The following is a 14,484-nucleotide window of genomic DNA, read 5'->3' on the forward strand; positions in this document are numbered from 1 at the left end:
ATGTGGTGTGCACACCCACATAAAAGCTACATAACAAGTCATTATAAGGCGTGAGTCAGCCGCCATGGAGACAACCCGATGAGCATTGCCGAAATTAAAAACAAAGAACGCGTTATCGACGAATTACTGCTGGTTCTGCGCAAGATCATGGTAGAACCGGACATTTGCGAAAAAGCAATGAACGCAGCGCGCGAACATATCAACGATGAAAATGCCAATATCAGCATCGCTGAAGCGCTGTCTTCCTGCTCGAATGTGAAGATCCCGATTGAGCACAGCGAAGCCGACACCCTGTTTCTGGAAATGCTCAAAGACCTGATCCGCGACGAACAGGCCCTGTATTAAGCGCCCTGAAAACAGACAAAAACGGCGATTATCCTCCGATAACCGCCGTTTTTTTGTATCCTGAAAACGGTTGCTGAAAAATTTTCAGCCACACCGGCAACAGCAGTTATTCCGGGGCCAGCCACTCCAGCCGGTCAGCGGCAGCGCCTTCCGCCAGCGTACTCAGCACCCCCGGCATCGTCGCGCGGATATTATCTTCCAGCGGCCACGGCGGATTCACCATCAACATGCCACTGCCATACATCCCACCGCCATCTGCCGGGTTAATCTCAATTTCAGAGCAGAGAATATTCCGTATGCTGGTACGTTGCAGCTTATGCTTCAGGCTCTTCCAGCGGTTAGCTTCCAACAACGGGTACCAGATCGCATAACTGCCGTTGGGCCATAACTGCTTGGCCCGCTTAATAAAGGCCACCACCTGATCATATTCAGACTTATCCTCATACGCCGGATCAATCAGCACCATGCCCCGGTTCGGTTTCGGCGGCAGCATCGCCAGCACCCCTTCATACCCGTCACGCTGATGCACCGCCACCCGGCCATCCTGACGGAAATGCCGTTTCAGCACCTGAGACTCCTGCGGATGCAGCTCCATCAGCATCAGCTTATCGCTGGCCCGGGCAAAATGCTGCGCCAGTGACGGCGAACCGGGATAAAACGCCAGCTCGCCGGATGCGTTCTGTGCCGTTACCGCTTCACAGTAGACCTCAGTGCCCTTCAGCCCTGCCTGCCACAACTTACTGATACCCGACTGGAACTCCTGATTCTTCTGCGCCTGCGCATCCGACAGATCGTACATTGCACGCCCGGAATGAGTTTCCAGATACGACAACGGCTTATCTTTACGGGTAAGGGACTGCAACATCATGCTGAGAATCAGATGCTTATGTACATCGGCAAAATTTCCGGCATGGTAGCCGTGCTGGTAACTGAGCAAAGAATTATCTCCGGTGAATCTGAAAAACGGTCATCTCTGGCGGCATTGTGCAGCAATCATCCGGCAACCGGAAGTTATTCCCGCCGCCAGAAACGAAAAATGCCCCTGCAAAGGGGCATTTTAATCAGTCGCGCTCGCGCCGTGAATGCTTACTTATTCAGCAGTGCATCCACAGTGGTCAGCGGGTAGTGATCCGGCAGTGGCAGACGTGCTACGCCAGAATCAATTGCTGCCTGAGCAACCGCTTCAGATACCGCACCCAGCAAACGGGAATCCGTTGGCTTAGGAATGATATAACCACGGCCGAATTCCAGAGCATCCAGATCGTAAGCCGTCAGTACTTCCTGTGGCACAGGCTCTTTCGCCAGTTCTGCCAGTGCGCGTACTGCAGCGGCTTTCATTTCTTCGTTAATGGCAGTCGCACGAACATCCAGCGCGCCACGGAAGATAAACGGGAAGCCCAGTACGTTGTTTACCTGGTTAGGGTAATCAGAACGGCCCGTCGCCATGATCACATCATCACGGGTTTCGTGCGCCAGTTCCGGCTTAATTTCCGGATCAGGGTTTGCGCAGGCAAATACAACCGGGTTCGCTGCCATCTTCTTCAGCTGCTCAGCACCCAGCAGGTTAGGACCGGACAGACCTACGAATACGTCAGCACCGTCGATTGCATCATCCAGCGTACGCTTATCAGTTTCAGTGGCAAACGCCGCTTTTTCAGGGGTCAGATTGTCACGGCCGGAGTGGATAACACCGGTACGGTCGATCATGTAAATGTTTTCAACCTTAGCGCCCATGTTCACCAGCAGCTTCATGCAGGCGTGTGCAGCAGCACCGGCACCCAGACACACGATAGACGCTTCTTCCAGCTTCTTACCGGCAATTTCCAGGGCGTTGATCATACCGGCAGCGGTTACAATCGCAGTACCGTGCTGGTCATCGTGGAATACAGGAATGTTGCAGCGCTCGATCAGCGCACGTTCAACTTCAAAACACTCAGGTGCTTTGATGTCTTCCAGGTTAATACCGCCGAAGGTATCAGCAATACGGGCAACTGTATCAATCAGTGCCTGAGGGCTTTCGGAATCAACTTCAATATCGATGGAATCAACACCGGCAAATTTCTTGAACAGCAGGGATTTACCTTCCATTACCGGCTTAGACGCCAGCGGGCCAAGATCGCCAAGGCCAAGAATCGCAGAACCATTAGAGATAACTGCAACCAGGTTTCCTTTCGCCGTATACTTATACGCATTCTCAGGGTTTTCCGCGATAGCGCGGACCGGCTCAGCCACACCAGGGCTGTAAGCCAGCGCCAGATCACGGGCAGAGGCAGCGGATGTCGTCAGCTCTACACTGATCTTACCCGGACGAGGAAACTCATGATAATCGAGTGCAGCTTGTTTCATATCTTCAGACATGGTCGCAATTCCAAGAAGTAATTTATTAGTTATAAGTAATCCGGAAATCTGGATGAACAGCCCATTACTCCGACTAACAAGGGCATTCCAGACTCCTTAGGACTTGGCATCATATAGAAAAGCCCGACGCCCCTCAACCGACAGAACAGTCCAAAATTCTGTAAACAAAGCGACAAAAAGTATTTCCCTCGCGACCCGACTGGGCCCATATGGCATTTATATTTGTTAATCCCTTGATTTACAGGAAGAACCACTACCTATCCACGGGATAGATAAAAATCAGCCTAACTTCAGACTTTGGTCGGTATTTTTTGCACAGCAAAAAAAAAGGCGCCATCAGGCGCCTTTTTCATATTCTGCAATCGCTTACTTCTTAAGAGAGCGAGCACCGAAACGCTTGTTGAAGCGGTCAACACGGCCACCAGTGGTCGCTTCTTTCTGCTTACCGGTGTAGAAAGGGTGACACTGGCTGCAAACGTCCAGGTGAATGTCTTTGCCCAGAGTAGAACGAGTCTTAACGACGTTGCCGCAAGAACAGGTAGCGTTCATCTCTACGTAATTAGGATGGATACCGTCTTTCATGATGAAACCTCAAGTAGTTTGTAATGCCGCCACCCGATCTTTTGCCGGGCACCGCATCCGGGCTGCCGGTTAAACCGACCACCCATGGGAATAAGGCCCGCGATTATACGCATTCAGCTGCCCACCGGCAAGCGCTTATTAAAAGGCCGTATCTGCGGCTGGTAAACCCTGTGTTAACAGGATTTAATACTCCCCTTAACCGACTTTCCAACAACTTCGAACACACCGTTAATGTCATATCTGCGTCTCGCCATTCCGTCCCCCCTGCGTCGCCTGTTCGACTACCTGCCACCGGCAGACTGCGACCCTGCCACGCTGGAACCGGGCATCCGGGTAAAAGTGCCGTTTGCGAACCGCCAGCTAACCGGTGTGTTAATCGAAGTGACCGATACCACCGAGGTACCGGCCAACAAGCTAAAGCCCGCACTGGAGATTCTCGACAGCACACCGCCCCTGCCGGCCCACCTGTTGAAACTGGCCCGCTGGTCCGCCAGCTATTACCAGCACCCGGCCGGCGAAGCGCTGAGCCAGGCATTACCGGTACTGCTGCGTAAAGGGGAAGCCGACAACTATATACCGGCGATGAAATGGCGGGCCTGCCCCGATGCCAGCACTGACAGCATCGCCAAAAACGCCAGCAAACAGCGTCAGTTATTACAGTGGCTGCTGAACAACCCGGCCGGGCTCACACCGGAACAGCTGAAAGAAGCCGGCAGCACCAAAGCCACCCTGACAGCTCTGCAGGACAAAAACCTGATCGAACAGTTCACGCCACAGCCGGACGAACAGGCTGGCAATATTCTGCGTGAACCGCCCCTGACCCTGAACCCTCAGCAACAGACCGCCGTTGATTCACTCAGTGACGACAGCGGCTTCCGTTCGGTACTGCTCTACGGCATTACCGGCTCCGGTAAAACCGAAGTGTATCTGCAGGCCATCGAAGCCCAGCTCAAAGCAGGAAAACAGGCACTGGTACTGGTACCGGAAATCGGCCTGACGCCACAAACCGTCACCCGTTTCAAAGCCCGTTTTAATGTCAGCATTGTTTCACTGCACTCCAACCTGACGGACAAACAGCGGCTGGAAGCCTGGCAACAGGCCCGCGCCGGGGTCGCCAAAATCGTCATCGGTACCCGCTCAGCCATATTCACCCCGCTGAAGCACCCGGGCATTATCATCATTGATGAGGAACACGACGCCTCCTTCAAGCAGCAGGACGGCTTCCGCTACTCCGCCCGGGATGTATCCGTGATGCGCGCCCACCGGGAAAACATTCCCATTGTGCTGGGCAGCGCCACCCCGTCGATTGAAAGCCTGTATAACGTGCAGCAAAAACGCTATCAGTGGCTGCAACTGACCCAGCGGGCCGGAAACGCCAAACCGCCCGCATTCGAATTACTCGACATCCGTCAGGACAACCTGCAGGACGGCCTCAGCCCGGCACTGATCAAACAGATCGGCGGCCATCTGCAACAGGGCAATCAGGTACTGGTATTTATTAACCGCCGGGGCTTTGCGCCGAGCCTGATGTGTCACGACTGCGGCTGGATAGCCGACTGCCGCCGCTGCGATGCCCACATGACCCTGCACCGCAGCCCGGCCCACCTGCACTGCCACCACTGTGACAGCCAGCGTCCGATTCCCCGGGTATGTGACAGCTGCGGCTCTGCCGAACTCAAACCGGTGGGCGCGGGCACCGAACGTACCGAAAGCGCCCTGCAACAACTCTTCCCTGAAACCCCGGTGATCCGGGTCGACCGGGATACCACCCAGCGTAAACAGGCGCTACAGGACATCGTCGATCAGGTAAACCTCGGTGACCCCTGTATTCTGGTCGGCACCCAGATGCTGGCCAAAGGCCACCACTTCCCGAAAGTAACGCTAGTTGCCATCCTCAATGCCGACAGCGGACTGTTCAGTGCAGACTTCCGAGGCATGGAACGCACCGCCCAGCAGATTCTGCAAGTGGCGGGCCGGGCCGGCCGGGCTGAATTACCCGGTAAGGTGGTGATGCAAACCCACCATGCGGATCACCCCACCATTAACAGCCTGATCAACGAAGGCTATCTGGCCTTTGCCCAGCAGGAACTCAACACCCGCAACAGCGCCAACCTGCCACCGACCATCAACTGCATCATGATCCGGGCGGAAGCCCGTTATCAGGGGCAGGCAGAACGCTTCCTGATGCAGGTACGCCAGCAATTCGACCGGCAGGACGGCAAACCCCAGTGGATCGGCCCGCTGCCCTCCCCCATGGAAAAACGCGCCGGCATGTTCCGCGCCCAGCTGCTGTTGCAAAGCCACGACCGCAAAACCCTGCACGGGCTGGTGCACCACATCACCCTGCAACTGGAAGCCTCTGCAGAAGCGCGAAAAATTCGCTGGTCGGTAGATGTCGACCCCATCGAAATGTTCTGATCTCCCCGCAGTGCCCGGCCACCCGGGCCTGCAGCGCCATTCACCGAAACGTCACCGTAACAGGCCGCTAAAATTCTCCTGCGCAGCCACTTAACAAACCGCCGCCGACAGGGGATAATAGCCGGCCCTAACGATATATACGGCGTGTTCTCGCCCCAACCGGTAACAGTACATTCATCATGAAACAACATATTGCGGACCTTATTAATGCTGCCCTGGACACCTTGACCGACAACGGCACTCTGCCGGCTGACGCTCAGCGACGTATCATGGTAGAAAATACCCGCGACAAGGCGCACGGTGACTTTGCGTCCAACGTTGCCATGACACTGGCCAAAGCGGCGAAAACCAACCCACGTCAACTGTCTCAGGCAATCTGCGACGCCCTGCCGGCGTCTGAAAACATTGCCAAAACCGAAATTGCCGGCCCGGGCTTCATCAACTTCTTCCTGGCCAGCGACGCTGCCACCGCTGTGGTTGGCCGCATTCTGGAAGCCGGTGAAAAATACGGCCACAGCGATGCCGGTGCCAACCGCAAGGTACAGGTTGAATTCGTTTCCGCTAACCCAACCGGCCCACTGCACGTAGGCCACGGCCGCGGTGCAGCCGTGGGCGACAGCATCTGCCGCCTGTTAAGTGCAACCGGCTGGGACGTAACCGCCGAGTTCTACTACAACGACGCCGGCGCACAGATCAATAATCTGGCCCTTTCCACTCAGGCCCGCTGTAAAGGCCTTGGCCCTGATGACGCAGGCTGGCCGGAAGACGGTTACCGTGGCGACTACATTACAGAACTGGCCGCCAGCTACATGGCCGGCGACAGCATCGAAGCCGAAGACAAGCAGGTAACCGGCCAGAAAGACGCCGATGACCAGACCGCCATCCGTGATTTCGCCGTAGCCTACCTGCGCCGCGAACAGGATCAGGATCTGAAAGCCTTCGGCGTAAACTTCGACGTCTACTTCCTGGAATCCTCCCTGTACAGCGAAGGCATGGTTGAAAAAACCGTGCAGCAACTGATCGACTCCGGCTACACCTACGAGCAGGACGGCGCACTGTGGCTGAAAACCACTGAATTCGGCGACGACAAAGACCGCGTCATGCGTAAAACCGACGGCGGTTACACCTACTTCGTACCGGACGTTGCCTACCACCTGAACAAGTGGAACCGTGGCTTCGAACGTGTGGTTAACGAACAGGGTGCCGACCACCACAGCACCATCACCCGGGTACGCGCCGGCGTGCAGGCAGTCAGCCAGAGCACCGGCATGGCCATTCCTGAAAAATGGCCAGACTACGTGCTGCACCAGATGGTGATGGTAATGCGTGGCGGTGAAGAAGTTAAAATCTCCAAACGTGCCGGCAGCTACGTCACCCTGCAGGACCTGATTGAAGAAGTGGGCCGCGATGCTACCCGTTACTTCCTGGTGGCCCGTGCTACCACGTCACAGCTGACCTTCGACATTGATCTGGCCATCTCCCAGAGCAACGACAACCCGGTTTACTACATCCAGTATGCCCACGCCCGTGTATGCAGCGTGATCGGTAAACTGGCTGAGCGCGGCTGGGAATGGAATCAGGACATGAAGGTTGATCTGGCCCTGCTGGACACCGATGCAGAAAAAGCCCTGATGAAGCGTCTGGCCACCTTCCCTGAAGTAGTACAGCGTGCTGCTGAAAACTGTGAACCGCATCAGATCGCCAACTATCTGGTAGATCTGGCCGGTGACTTCCACAGCTACTACAACAGCAACAAGATGCTGATCGAAGATGCGGAACTGCGTAACGCCCGTATCACCCTGAGTGCGGCTTGCCGTCAGGTACTGGCCAACGGTCTGGACCTGTTAGGCGTCAGCGCACCGGAGCACATGTAATCCATGGCACCGCGGGACTACGCCAAGAAAAAGCCACGGGGTAAAGCGGCTGCCAGCCGCGCCCCGCGGAAGAAAGCTGCACCGGCCAGACCGGCACCGCAGCCTAAATCCGGTTTCCCGCTGATCCGGGTACTGCTCAGCACCGTCTTTCTGGTCGGATTCGGCTATGCCCTGTGGCAACTGACTCAGGTAACCCCTGATCCGCAGGCCGAGGCACAAAATGCCACGGCAGCTCCGGCAAGAACCACCAAACCGGCACCCAAACCTGCCCCTAAGCCTGTTCAGAAACAAGTGGCAAAACCTGCGCCTAAGCCAGCCCCTAAACCGGCGGCCAAACCAGCGCCAAAATCTGACAGCAGCAACTCCGGGGTACAGGTAACGGACAAGAGCAGCGAGCATTACGAATTCTACGAAATGCTGCGTGAAAGCGAAGTGGATACCAGCAATGCCGGTACCTACAAGTCCACGCCGAAAACAGAAAAGCTGAAGAAGCGATATATTCTGCAGGCCGGCTCATTCCGCAGTGCGCAGGATGCCGAACAGATGCGCGCCAAACTGATCATTCAGGGCCTGCCCAACGTGCACACCCGCAAGGTGACCAACAGCGACGGCAGCCTCTGGCATCAGGTACTGGCCGGCCCGTTCGACAGCCGCCTGCAGCTGAACAAAGCCCAGGACAAGCTGGTGCGGATGAACATCGACCCGTTACTGCGGGTTGCCAAATAACCGGCGCTCCATGCGCCGGCTTAAAAACAATCAGCCACGTGTCTGAGTGCGGCCAATTATCTGCTTAATTGGCCGCCACCTATTGAAATATCCCCATCCAGTCCCATATTGATAGTCAATCACGAACCGATACGGGACTTTATTTTACCCATGACCACCATAGTATCAGTACGACGCGGCAACCAGGTTGTTGTCGGCGGCGACGGCCAGGTATCCCTCGGCAACACCGTAATGAAAGGGACCGCCCGTAAAGTACGCCAGTTACCTAAGCATCAGGTAATTACCGGTTTCGCAGGCAGCACAGCCGACGCTATCACCCTGCTGGATCTGTTCGAGCAGCAGCTGGACAAACACCAGGGCAACATCTTCAATTCAGTGGTTCATCTGGCCCGCGAATGGCGCAGCGACCGCGTACTGCGCAAACTGGAAGCGCTGATGCTGGTTGCCAACAAAGAAAAGACTTACCTGATTTCCGGCAGCGGCGACATCATCGAACCGGAAGACGGCGTCATCGCCATCGGTTCCGGCGGCAACTTTGCACTGGCCTCCGCCCGTGCACTGGTCGACAACACCGAACTGCCCGCCCGTGACATCGTTGAAAAAAGCCTGCAGATCGCCGCAGACATCTGCGTATTCACCAACGCCAACCTGACTATCGAACAGCTTGAAGCAGAAACTGCTTAAGCGACGCCGGAGCTTTTTATAATGTCTAACATGACCCCCCGCGAAATTGTTCACGAACTGGACCGCCACATCGTCGGTCAGGACGACGCCAAGCGCGCCGTTGCCATCGCCCTGCGTAACCGCTGGCGTCGCATGCAGCTGGATGCCGAGCTGCGCGTTGAAGTAACCCCGAAAAACATTCTGATGATCGGCCCGACCGGTGTCGGTAAAACCGAGATCGCCCGCCGTCTGGCCAAGCTGGCCAACGCCCCCTTCATCAAAATTGAAGCGACGAAATTCACCGAAGTAGGCTACGTAGGCCGCGACGTTGAAACCATTATTCGCGACCTGATGGACACCGCCATCACCATGCTGCGTGAACAGGAAATGGAAAAAGTCCGTTTCCGTGCAGAAGATGCCGCGGAAGAGCGCATTCTGGACGCCCTGCTGCCACCGGCCCGCCCGACAGGCTTCGACCAGCCGGAAGAAAAGCAGGACAGCGCCACCCGTCAGCTGTTTCGCAAGCAACTGCGTGAAGGCAAGCTGGACGACAAAGAAATTGAAATTGAACTGAGCCAGCCGCAAATGGGCGTGGAAATCATGGCCCCGCCGGGCATGGAAGAAATGACCAACCAGCTGCAGAGCATGTTCTCTAACCTGGGTAACAACCAGGCCAAGCCGCGCCGCGTGAAAGTCAAAGAAGCCCTGAAACAGGCAATTGACGAAGAAGCCGCGAAAATGGTCAACGACGACGACCTCAAGCAAATGGCCGTTGAAGCCGTTGAGCAGAACGGTATCGTCTTCCTGGATGAGATCGACAAGGTATGTAAGCGTGAAGGCCAGGGTGCAGATGTTTCCCGTGAAGGTGTACAGCGCGACCTGCTGCCACTGATCGAAGGCAGCACCGTGTCCACCAAGTACGGCATGATCAAGACCGACCACATTCTGTTCATCGCCTCCGGTGCCTTCCATCTGGCCAAGCCGTCAGACCTGATTCCGGAACTGCAGGGCCGCCTGCCGATCCGCGTTGAACTGAACGCCCTGACGCCGGACGACTTCCGCCGCATCCTGACCGAACCAAGCGCCTCACTGACTGAACAGTACCGCGCCCTGCTGGCCACCGAAGGCCTGACCGTTACCTTCGTGGAAGACGGCATCAACCGTCTGGCAGAGCTGGCATTCGAGATCAATGAACGCACCGAAAACATCGGGGCACGCCGCCTGCACACCATGCTGGAACGCCTGCTGGAAGAAGTCTCTTTCACGGCCTCCGACAAAGACGGCCAGACCATTGAAATCAACCGGGCCTATGTCGACGAGCAACTGGGTGAACTGAGCCAGAACGAAGATCTGAGTCACTACATCCTGTAACGCCAGAGCCTGAACACACAGCAACCTGACCGGCCCCGCCGGTCAGGTTGCCGGAGCATGACCATGAGTAAATTCCCACAAGATATAAAGCTGCATCAGAAGTCCCGCACGCTGGAACTCATATACCCCGGTGAAACCTATGAACTGACAGCCGAATACCTGCGGGTACACTCGCCGTCTGCAGAAGTGCGCGGCCACGGTAAAGGTCAGGAAGTGCTGCAAACCGGTAAGCAGTTTGTTGGCATTAAAGGCATTGAACCCAGCGGTAACTACGCCCTGAAGATCATCTACGATGACGGTCACGACAGCGGCCTATACACCTGGGACTACCTCTACGAACTGTGCACTAATCAACAGGCCTACTGGGATAAATACCTGCAGGACCTCGCCGACGCCGGTGAAACCCGCAACAACAATATGATCGCCCGCGGCCTCTGAACGCTGACGATCCCCCCTCCGGTGCCACTGCGCACCGGAGAATTCCCCATCTCCTTTGACATAAACCAAGACAAGCGCAACACAGCTCTGTAAAATCCCCACCTAATTAGAAGCGCTTTATTCAGACAGGCCCGCCATGACCGATCAGAAGAAATCCCAGGACCAGACACACTTTGGTTTTGAACAAGTAAATGTGGACGAAAAAGCCGGCAAAGTTGCGGACGTATTTCACTCCGTTGCCAGCAAATACGACGTCATGAACGACCTGATGTCTGGCGGCGTTCACCGGATCTGGAAAAAGCTGACCATCGAACAGAGCGGCGTACGCCGTGGCCATCAGGTACTGGACATTGCCGGCGGCACCGGCGACCTGACCATGCGTTTCTCCCGCCTGGTGGGCAGCGAAGGTAAAGTGGTTCTGGCGGACATCAACGACTCCATGCTGAAAGTCGGCCGCGACCGCTTAATGGACCGTGGCATTACCGGCAACGTTGAATTCGTACAGGCCAACGCTGAAGCCCTGCCCTTCCCGGACAACAGCTTCAACTGCATTACCATTGCCTTCGGCCTGCGTAACGTCACCGACAAAGACAAAGCACTGGCCTCCATGGCACGGGTACTCAAGCCCGGCGGTAAACTGATGGTGCTGGAATTCTCCAAAACGGAAAACCCGCTGCTGACTAAAGTGTACGACACCTACTCCTTCAGCCTGCTGCCGAAAATCGGCAAGATGATCACCGGCGATGAAGACAGCTACCGTTACCTGGCGGAATCCATCCGTATGCACCCGGATCAGGAAACCCTCAAAGACATGATGACCAATGCCGGCCTGGTACAGTGTAAATACCAGAACATGACCGGCGGCATCGTTGCCCTGCACACCGGCATCAAGCCGTAAGCCAATGGCTGCTGAACTGTTTGGCGCTACCCTGCTGACACTGGCAGAAGCCGCGGTAAACCCGCTGCTCTGCCGCAACCCGGACATTGCCCGGCGGCTGGCCCGGTTAAACGGCAAGATCATTGCGGTTGAACTCACCGACGCCAACCTGCACCTCTCCATTCAGCCGCACGCGTCTGGCCTGCAAATGGACCTGATGCAGCGGGACGATGCCGACGTGACCCTCAGCGGCACCTGTGGTGACTTTCTGACCCTGTTAAGCAGTAAAGACCAGCAGGACGCTATGTTCGGCAAAAGCATCCGCATCAGCGGCGAGAGCGCTCTGGCGACCCGCTTCACCAACATTCTGAAAGACGCCGCACTGGACTGGGAAGGCATTCTCGCCAGCATCATCGGCGACTTACCCGCTGGCCAGCTGGCCGCCTTTATCCGCTACAAGGCCAACTTCTACCTGCAGGCAGGCCAAAGCCTGAAGCTGAATCTGGAAGAATATCTTAAAGAAGAAATACACCTGTTACCGACCCGCCCGGAAATCGAGCATTTCCTGAATCAGGTCGGTAAGGTAAGACAGGGCACGGACCGTATCGAAGCCCGCATTGCCCAGCTGCAGAGCAAACTCGACAGCCGCGGCTAACCGTTGTGGCAACGCCTCAGAACGGCTTCACCACCACAAAAATCAGAATTGGAATAAAGATCAGCAACGGCAATTCGTTGAATAAACGGAAATAGCGCCCGCTGCGGTTTAACGTGCCTGCACGCAGCTTTTGCAGGTACTGGCGGCACCACAGATGGTAGCCGATCAGTAACAGCACAAAGGTCAGCTTGGCATGCAACCAGCCACCGCTGAAGCCATAGCCCAGCCACAGCCAGATACCTAAGCCCAGCGTGAACACCGCCATGAGGGTCATAAAGCCATACAGCTTGCCAGCCATGATCTCCAGCCGGGCCACATCCTGACCGGCCTCGCGGCCTTCCACGTAATGCACAAAAATACGCGGCAGGTAGAAAATGCCAGCCATCCAGCTCGTCATTGCCAGAATATGAAAAGTCTTTATCCACAACATCGGTTAATAATCCAAATAAAAAATACCGGCCATGCTCATTCAAGAGCGCGTCATTACCAGAGTGTGAAACGTCTTAATCCACAACATCGGTTAATAATCCAAATAAAAAATACCGGCCATGCCGATTCAAGAGCGCGTCATTGCCAGAATATGAAAAGTCTTTATCCACAACATTTAATATCAGTCCCGATCAGACAACACTTACAGAATATGGGTTTCTACCCGCAGCAGATCCGCCAGCTCAAGCAGCAAGCGGTCACCGGGGTTAATGGCACCGACACCGGCAGGCGTGCCGGTCATCACCACATCGCCGGGTAACAGGGTAAAGTGGTGGCTCATGTAGGCGATCAGGGCATAAATCTTATGCACCATCAGGCGGCTGCTGCCGGCCTGGCGCAACTCACCGTTCACCGTCAGGCTCAGGCTGACATCATCAATATCGGCAACCGCCGCCGGCTCCACAAAGGCAGACAGCGGGCAGGAGGCATCAAACGCCTTGGCTTTTTCCCACGGGTAGCCGCGCTCTTTCAGCTTGCTTTGCAGGTCACGCAGGGTTAAATCCAGCCCCAGACCGATGCCGGCAATGGCCCCTTCCACCACAAACTTATTGGCATTCTTCAGGGGTTCGCCGATCAGAATCGCGATCTCAGTTTCGTAGTGGACTTCGCCGTAATCCAGCGGAATTTCCAGCGGTTCAGCCATATCGGCCACCGCGGTGGAAGGTTTCATAAACAACATAGGCTGGCTGGGCACCGGGTTATCCAGCTCGGCGGCATGTTCGGCATAGTTACGGCCAACACAGATCACTTTACCCACCGGCAGATCAACGGCGGTACCATCTACGTACTGATGTTTATATTGCATCGTGAATCCCGTTCTGTTGTTTATGCGCCAAGATCATACTCCCCCCCTATACAGACCTCAACGCACAGTTAGTCATACAAGTGCCCAAAGCTGCCAAGAAAACACTCAGCAAAAGCCCCCAGTAAAACCGCCGCGCCATCGCCAGCCCGGCCACAACCGGGCCGAACACGACATAGCCACTACTCAGCCGTGACAACACCGGTTGGAATACCTATTATTGGCCCACATTTAATTAACAGGAATACCGCCATGTTACAGGTAAACGAATATTTTGAAGGCGCCGTAAAATCTATCGGCTTTGAAAACGGTGAAGGTCAGGTAACGTCCGGTGTAATGGCCGCCGGCGAATACACCTTCGGTACCTCACAGGACGAACTGATGAAAGTCATGAGCGGTGAACTGATTGTTAAACTGCCAGGTTCTGATGAATGGCAGACATTCGCTTCCGGCAGCGAATTCAACGTTGCGGCTAACCAGTCTTTCGACGTGAAGGTAGCAGCCCCAACTGCCTACCTGTGCTACTACAGCTAAGCGACTCTGGCTGAAGAGCCGGTCCGCTATACTGCGGGCCGGTTTTCTTAGCAGCAAACCTGCTAAAGCCCACATCCCCTTAAAAGGAGGATCAGGCTCTACTAACTCCCCGTTTAGACTCCCATCGGGCTTTAACATCTGCATGATCAATAAGACGCCCCTCATCAGCAGCCTGAATACCTTGCCCCACTTCAAGAACAAACCGGCCTTCACCTGCGACGTATAACTTAATCGCTTCAGCCATCAGCCATTCACGAGACCTGCTCATTGCCGCTGCCATCTGCCCGATACGCTTTAAGGTTTCATCGTCCAGTGTTACTGAAATAGCTTTTAAAGACACGGCGATTCTCCG

At 55.5% G+C, this 14,484-nt stretch carries 16 protein-coding genes; 10 read left to right on the top strand and 6 right to left on the bottom strand.

Annotation, left to right across the window (positions count from 1 at the left end):
- The first annotated feature begins 78 nt into the window (after positions 1–78).
- Entirely contained in the window at positions 79–345 is a 267-nt protein-coding gene (locus PCI15_RS21200) for a hypothetical protein (protein WP_271271892.1), read from the top strand.
- 106 nt (positions 346–451) lie between these two features.
- Here PCI15_RS21200 and PCI15_RS21205 read toward each other — a convergent pair whose 3' ends face one another.
- The 3 genes from PCI15_RS21205 to rpmE form a co-directional block, all read right to left on the bottom strand.
- Positions 452–1,282: a 23S rRNA (adenine(2030)-N(6))-methyltransferase RlmJ gene (locus PCI15_RS21205; protein ID WP_271271893.1), complete on the bottom strand. Its 831-nt coding sequence runs from the start codon at positions 1,280–1,282 to the stop codon at positions 452–454.
- 149 nt (positions 1,283–1,431) lie between these two features.
- Positions 1,432–2,703, bottom strand: a complete 1,272-nt coding sequence (locus PCI15_RS21210) for a malic enzyme-like NAD(P)-binding protein (RefSeq protein WP_271271894.1) — start codon at positions 2,701–2,703, stop codon at positions 1,432–1,434.
- Between the two features lie 366 nt (positions 2,704–3,069).
- Positions 3,070–3,285 (bottom strand): 50S ribosomal protein L31, encoded by a 216-nt coding sequence (gene rpmE / locus PCI15_RS21215; RefSeq protein WP_205659898.1) that lies wholly within the window; start codon positions 3,283–3,285, stop codon positions 3,070–3,072.
- Between the two features lie 231 nt (positions 3,286–3,516).
- Here rpmE and PCI15_RS21220 point away from each other — a divergent pair, with 231 nt between their 5' ends.
- The 8 genes from PCI15_RS21220 (at position 3,517) to PCI15_RS21255 (ending at position 12,307) form a co-directional block, all read left to right on the top strand.
- Positions 3,517–5,703 carry a primosomal protein N' gene (locus PCI15_RS21220; protein WP_271271895.1) on the top strand — a complete coding sequence of 729 codons (2,187 nt, stop codon included), beginning with the start codon at positions 3,517–3,519 and terminating at the stop codon, positions 5,701–5,703.
- Positions 5,704–5,882: 179 nt separating this feature from the next.
- A complete protein-coding gene (argS, locus tag PCI15_RS21225) occupies positions 5,883–7,577 on the top strand; it encodes an arginine--tRNA ligase (protein WP_271271896.1) in 1,695 nt (564 codons plus the stop codon).
- A 3-nt stretch (positions 7,578–7,580) separates the two neighbouring features.
- Positions 7,581–8,303, top strand: coding sequence for an SPOR domain-containing protein (locus PCI15_RS21230; RefSeq protein WP_271271897.1), 723 nt, complete (start codon positions 7,581–7,583; stop codon positions 8,301–8,303).
- A gap of 150 nt (positions 8,304–8,453) precedes the next feature.
- Positions 8,454–8,987 (top strand): ATP-dependent protease subunit HslV, encoded by a 534-nt coding sequence (gene hslV, locus PCI15_RS21235; RefSeq protein ID WP_205659894.1) that lies wholly within the window; start codon positions 8,454–8,456, stop codon positions 8,985–8,987.
- Positions 8,988–9,008: 21 nt separating this feature from the next.
- Positions 9,009–10,337 (top strand): ATP-dependent protease ATPase subunit HslU, encoded by a 1,329-nt coding sequence (gene hslU / locus PCI15_RS21240; protein ID WP_271271898.1) that lies wholly within the window; start codon positions 9,009–9,011, stop codon positions 10,335–10,337.
- Between the two features lie 63 nt (positions 10,338–10,400).
- Positions 10,401–10,775, top strand: coding sequence for a gamma-butyrobetaine hydroxylase family protein (locus tag PCI15_RS21245; protein ID WP_271271899.1), 375 nt, complete (start codon positions 10,401–10,403; stop codon positions 10,773–10,775).
- A gap of 136 nt (positions 10,776–10,911) precedes the next feature.
- The gene (gene ubiE, locus PCI15_RS21250; protein WP_271271900.1) at positions 10,912–11,673 is read left to right on the top strand and encodes a bifunctional demethylmenaquinone methyltransferase/2-methoxy-6-polyprenyl-1,4-benzoquinol methylase UbiE; all 762 of its coding nucleotides are present in this window, start codon (positions 10,912–10,914) and stop codon (positions 11,671–11,673) included.
- Between the two features lie 4 nt (positions 11,674–11,677).
- The gene (locus PCI15_RS21255) at positions 11,678–12,307 is read left to right on the top strand and encodes a ubiquinone biosynthesis accessory factor UbiJ (RefSeq protein WP_271271901.1); all 630 of its coding nucleotides are present in this window, start codon (positions 11,678–11,680) and stop codon (positions 12,305–12,307) included.
- A 16-nt stretch (positions 12,308–12,323) separates the two neighbouring features.
- On the opposite strand, the gene PCI15_RS21260 is transcribed toward PCI15_RS21255, so the two are convergent.
- Together PCI15_RS21260 and PCI15_RS21265 are read right to left on the bottom strand one after the other, a co-directional pair.
- Positions 12,324–12,737 carry a CopD family protein gene (locus PCI15_RS21260; RefSeq protein ID WP_271271902.1) on the bottom strand — a complete coding sequence of 138 codons (414 nt, stop codon included), beginning with the start codon at positions 12,735–12,737 and terminating at the stop codon, positions 12,324–12,326.
- Between the two features lie 201 nt (positions 12,738–12,938).
- The gene (locus PCI15_RS21265) at positions 12,939–13,601 is read right to left on the bottom strand and encodes a fumarylacetoacetate hydrolase family protein (protein ID WP_271271903.1); all 663 of its coding nucleotides are present in this window, start codon (positions 13,599–13,601) and stop codon (positions 12,939–12,941) included.
- Between the two features lie 249 nt (positions 13,602–13,850).
- On the opposite strand from PCI15_RS21265, the gene ppnP reads away from it, so the two are divergent.
- Positions 13,851–14,132, top strand: coding sequence for a pyrimidine/purine nucleoside phosphorylase (ppnP, locus tag PCI15_RS21270; RefSeq protein WP_271271904.1), 282 nt, complete (start codon positions 13,851–13,853; stop codon positions 14,130–14,132).
- Positions 14,133–14,223: 91 nt separating this feature from the next.
- Here the strand turns inward: ppnP and PCI15_RS21275 are convergent, their stop codons facing one another.
- Positions 14,224–14,472 carry a CopG family ribbon-helix-helix protein gene (locus PCI15_RS21275; protein ID WP_271271905.1) on the bottom strand — a complete coding sequence of 83 codons (249 nt, stop codon included), beginning with the start codon at positions 14,470–14,472 and terminating at the stop codon, positions 14,224–14,226.
- Between the last annotated feature and the right edge of the window lie 12 nt (positions 14,473–14,484).

Source organism: Aliamphritea hakodatensis (assembly GCF_024347195.1).
Classification (GTDB): domain Bacteria; phylum Pseudomonadota; class Gammaproteobacteria; order Pseudomonadales; family Balneatricaceae; genus Amphritea; species Amphritea hakodatensis.

Excerpts from the sequence above, each read along its gene's own strand:
- PCI15_RS21200 (WP_271271892.1), top strand. The coding sequence starts at position 79 with ATGAGCATTGCCGAAATTAAAAACAAAGAACGCGTTATCGACGAATTA.
- PCI15_RS21210 (WP_271271894.1), bottom strand. The coding sequence starts at position 2,703 with ATGTCTGAAGATATGAAACAAGCTGCACTCGATTATCATGAGTTTCCT.
- rpmE (WP_205659898.1), bottom strand. The coding sequence starts at position 3,285 with ATGAAAGACGGTATCCATCCTAATTACGTAGAGATGAACGCTACCTGT.
- PCI15_RS21220 (WP_271271895.1), top strand. The coding sequence starts at position 3,517 with ATGTCATATCTGCGTCTCGCCATTCCGTCCCCCCTGCGTCGCCTGTTC.
- argS (WP_271271896.1), top strand. The coding sequence starts at position 5,883 with ATGAAACAACATATTGCGGACCTTATTAATGCTGCCCTGGACACCTTG.
- PCI15_RS21230 (WP_271271897.1), top strand. The coding sequence starts at position 7,581 with ATGGCACCGCGGGACTACGCCAAGAAAAAGCCACGGGGTAAAGCGGCT.
- hslV (WP_205659894.1), top strand. The coding sequence starts at position 8,454 with ATGACCACCATAGTATCAGTACGACGCGGCAACCAGGTTGTTGTCGGC.
- hslU (WP_271271898.1), top strand. The coding sequence starts at position 9,009 with ATGTCTAACATGACCCCCCGCGAAATTGTTCACGAACTGGACCGCCAC.
- PCI15_RS21245 (WP_271271899.1), top strand. The coding sequence starts at position 10,401 with ATGAGTAAATTCCCACAAGATATAAAGCTGCATCAGAAGTCCCGCACG.
- ubiE (WP_271271900.1), top strand. The coding sequence starts at position 10,912 with ATGACCGATCAGAAGAAATCCCAGGACCAGACACACTTTGGTTTTGAA.
- PCI15_RS21255 (WP_271271901.1), top strand. The coding sequence starts at position 11,678 with ATGGCTGCTGAACTGTTTGGCGCTACCCTGCTGACACTGGCAGAAGCC.
- PCI15_RS21260 (WP_271271902.1), bottom strand. The coding sequence starts at position 12,737 with ATGTTGTGGATAAAGACTTTTCATATTCTGGCAATGACGAGCTGGATG.
- PCI15_RS21265 (WP_271271903.1), bottom strand. The coding sequence starts at position 13,601 with ATGCAATATAAACATCAGTACGTAGATGGTACCGCCGTTGATCTGCCG.
- ppnP (WP_271271904.1), top strand. The coding sequence starts at position 13,851 with ATGTTACAGGTAAACGAATATTTTGAAGGCGCCGTAAAATCTATCGGC.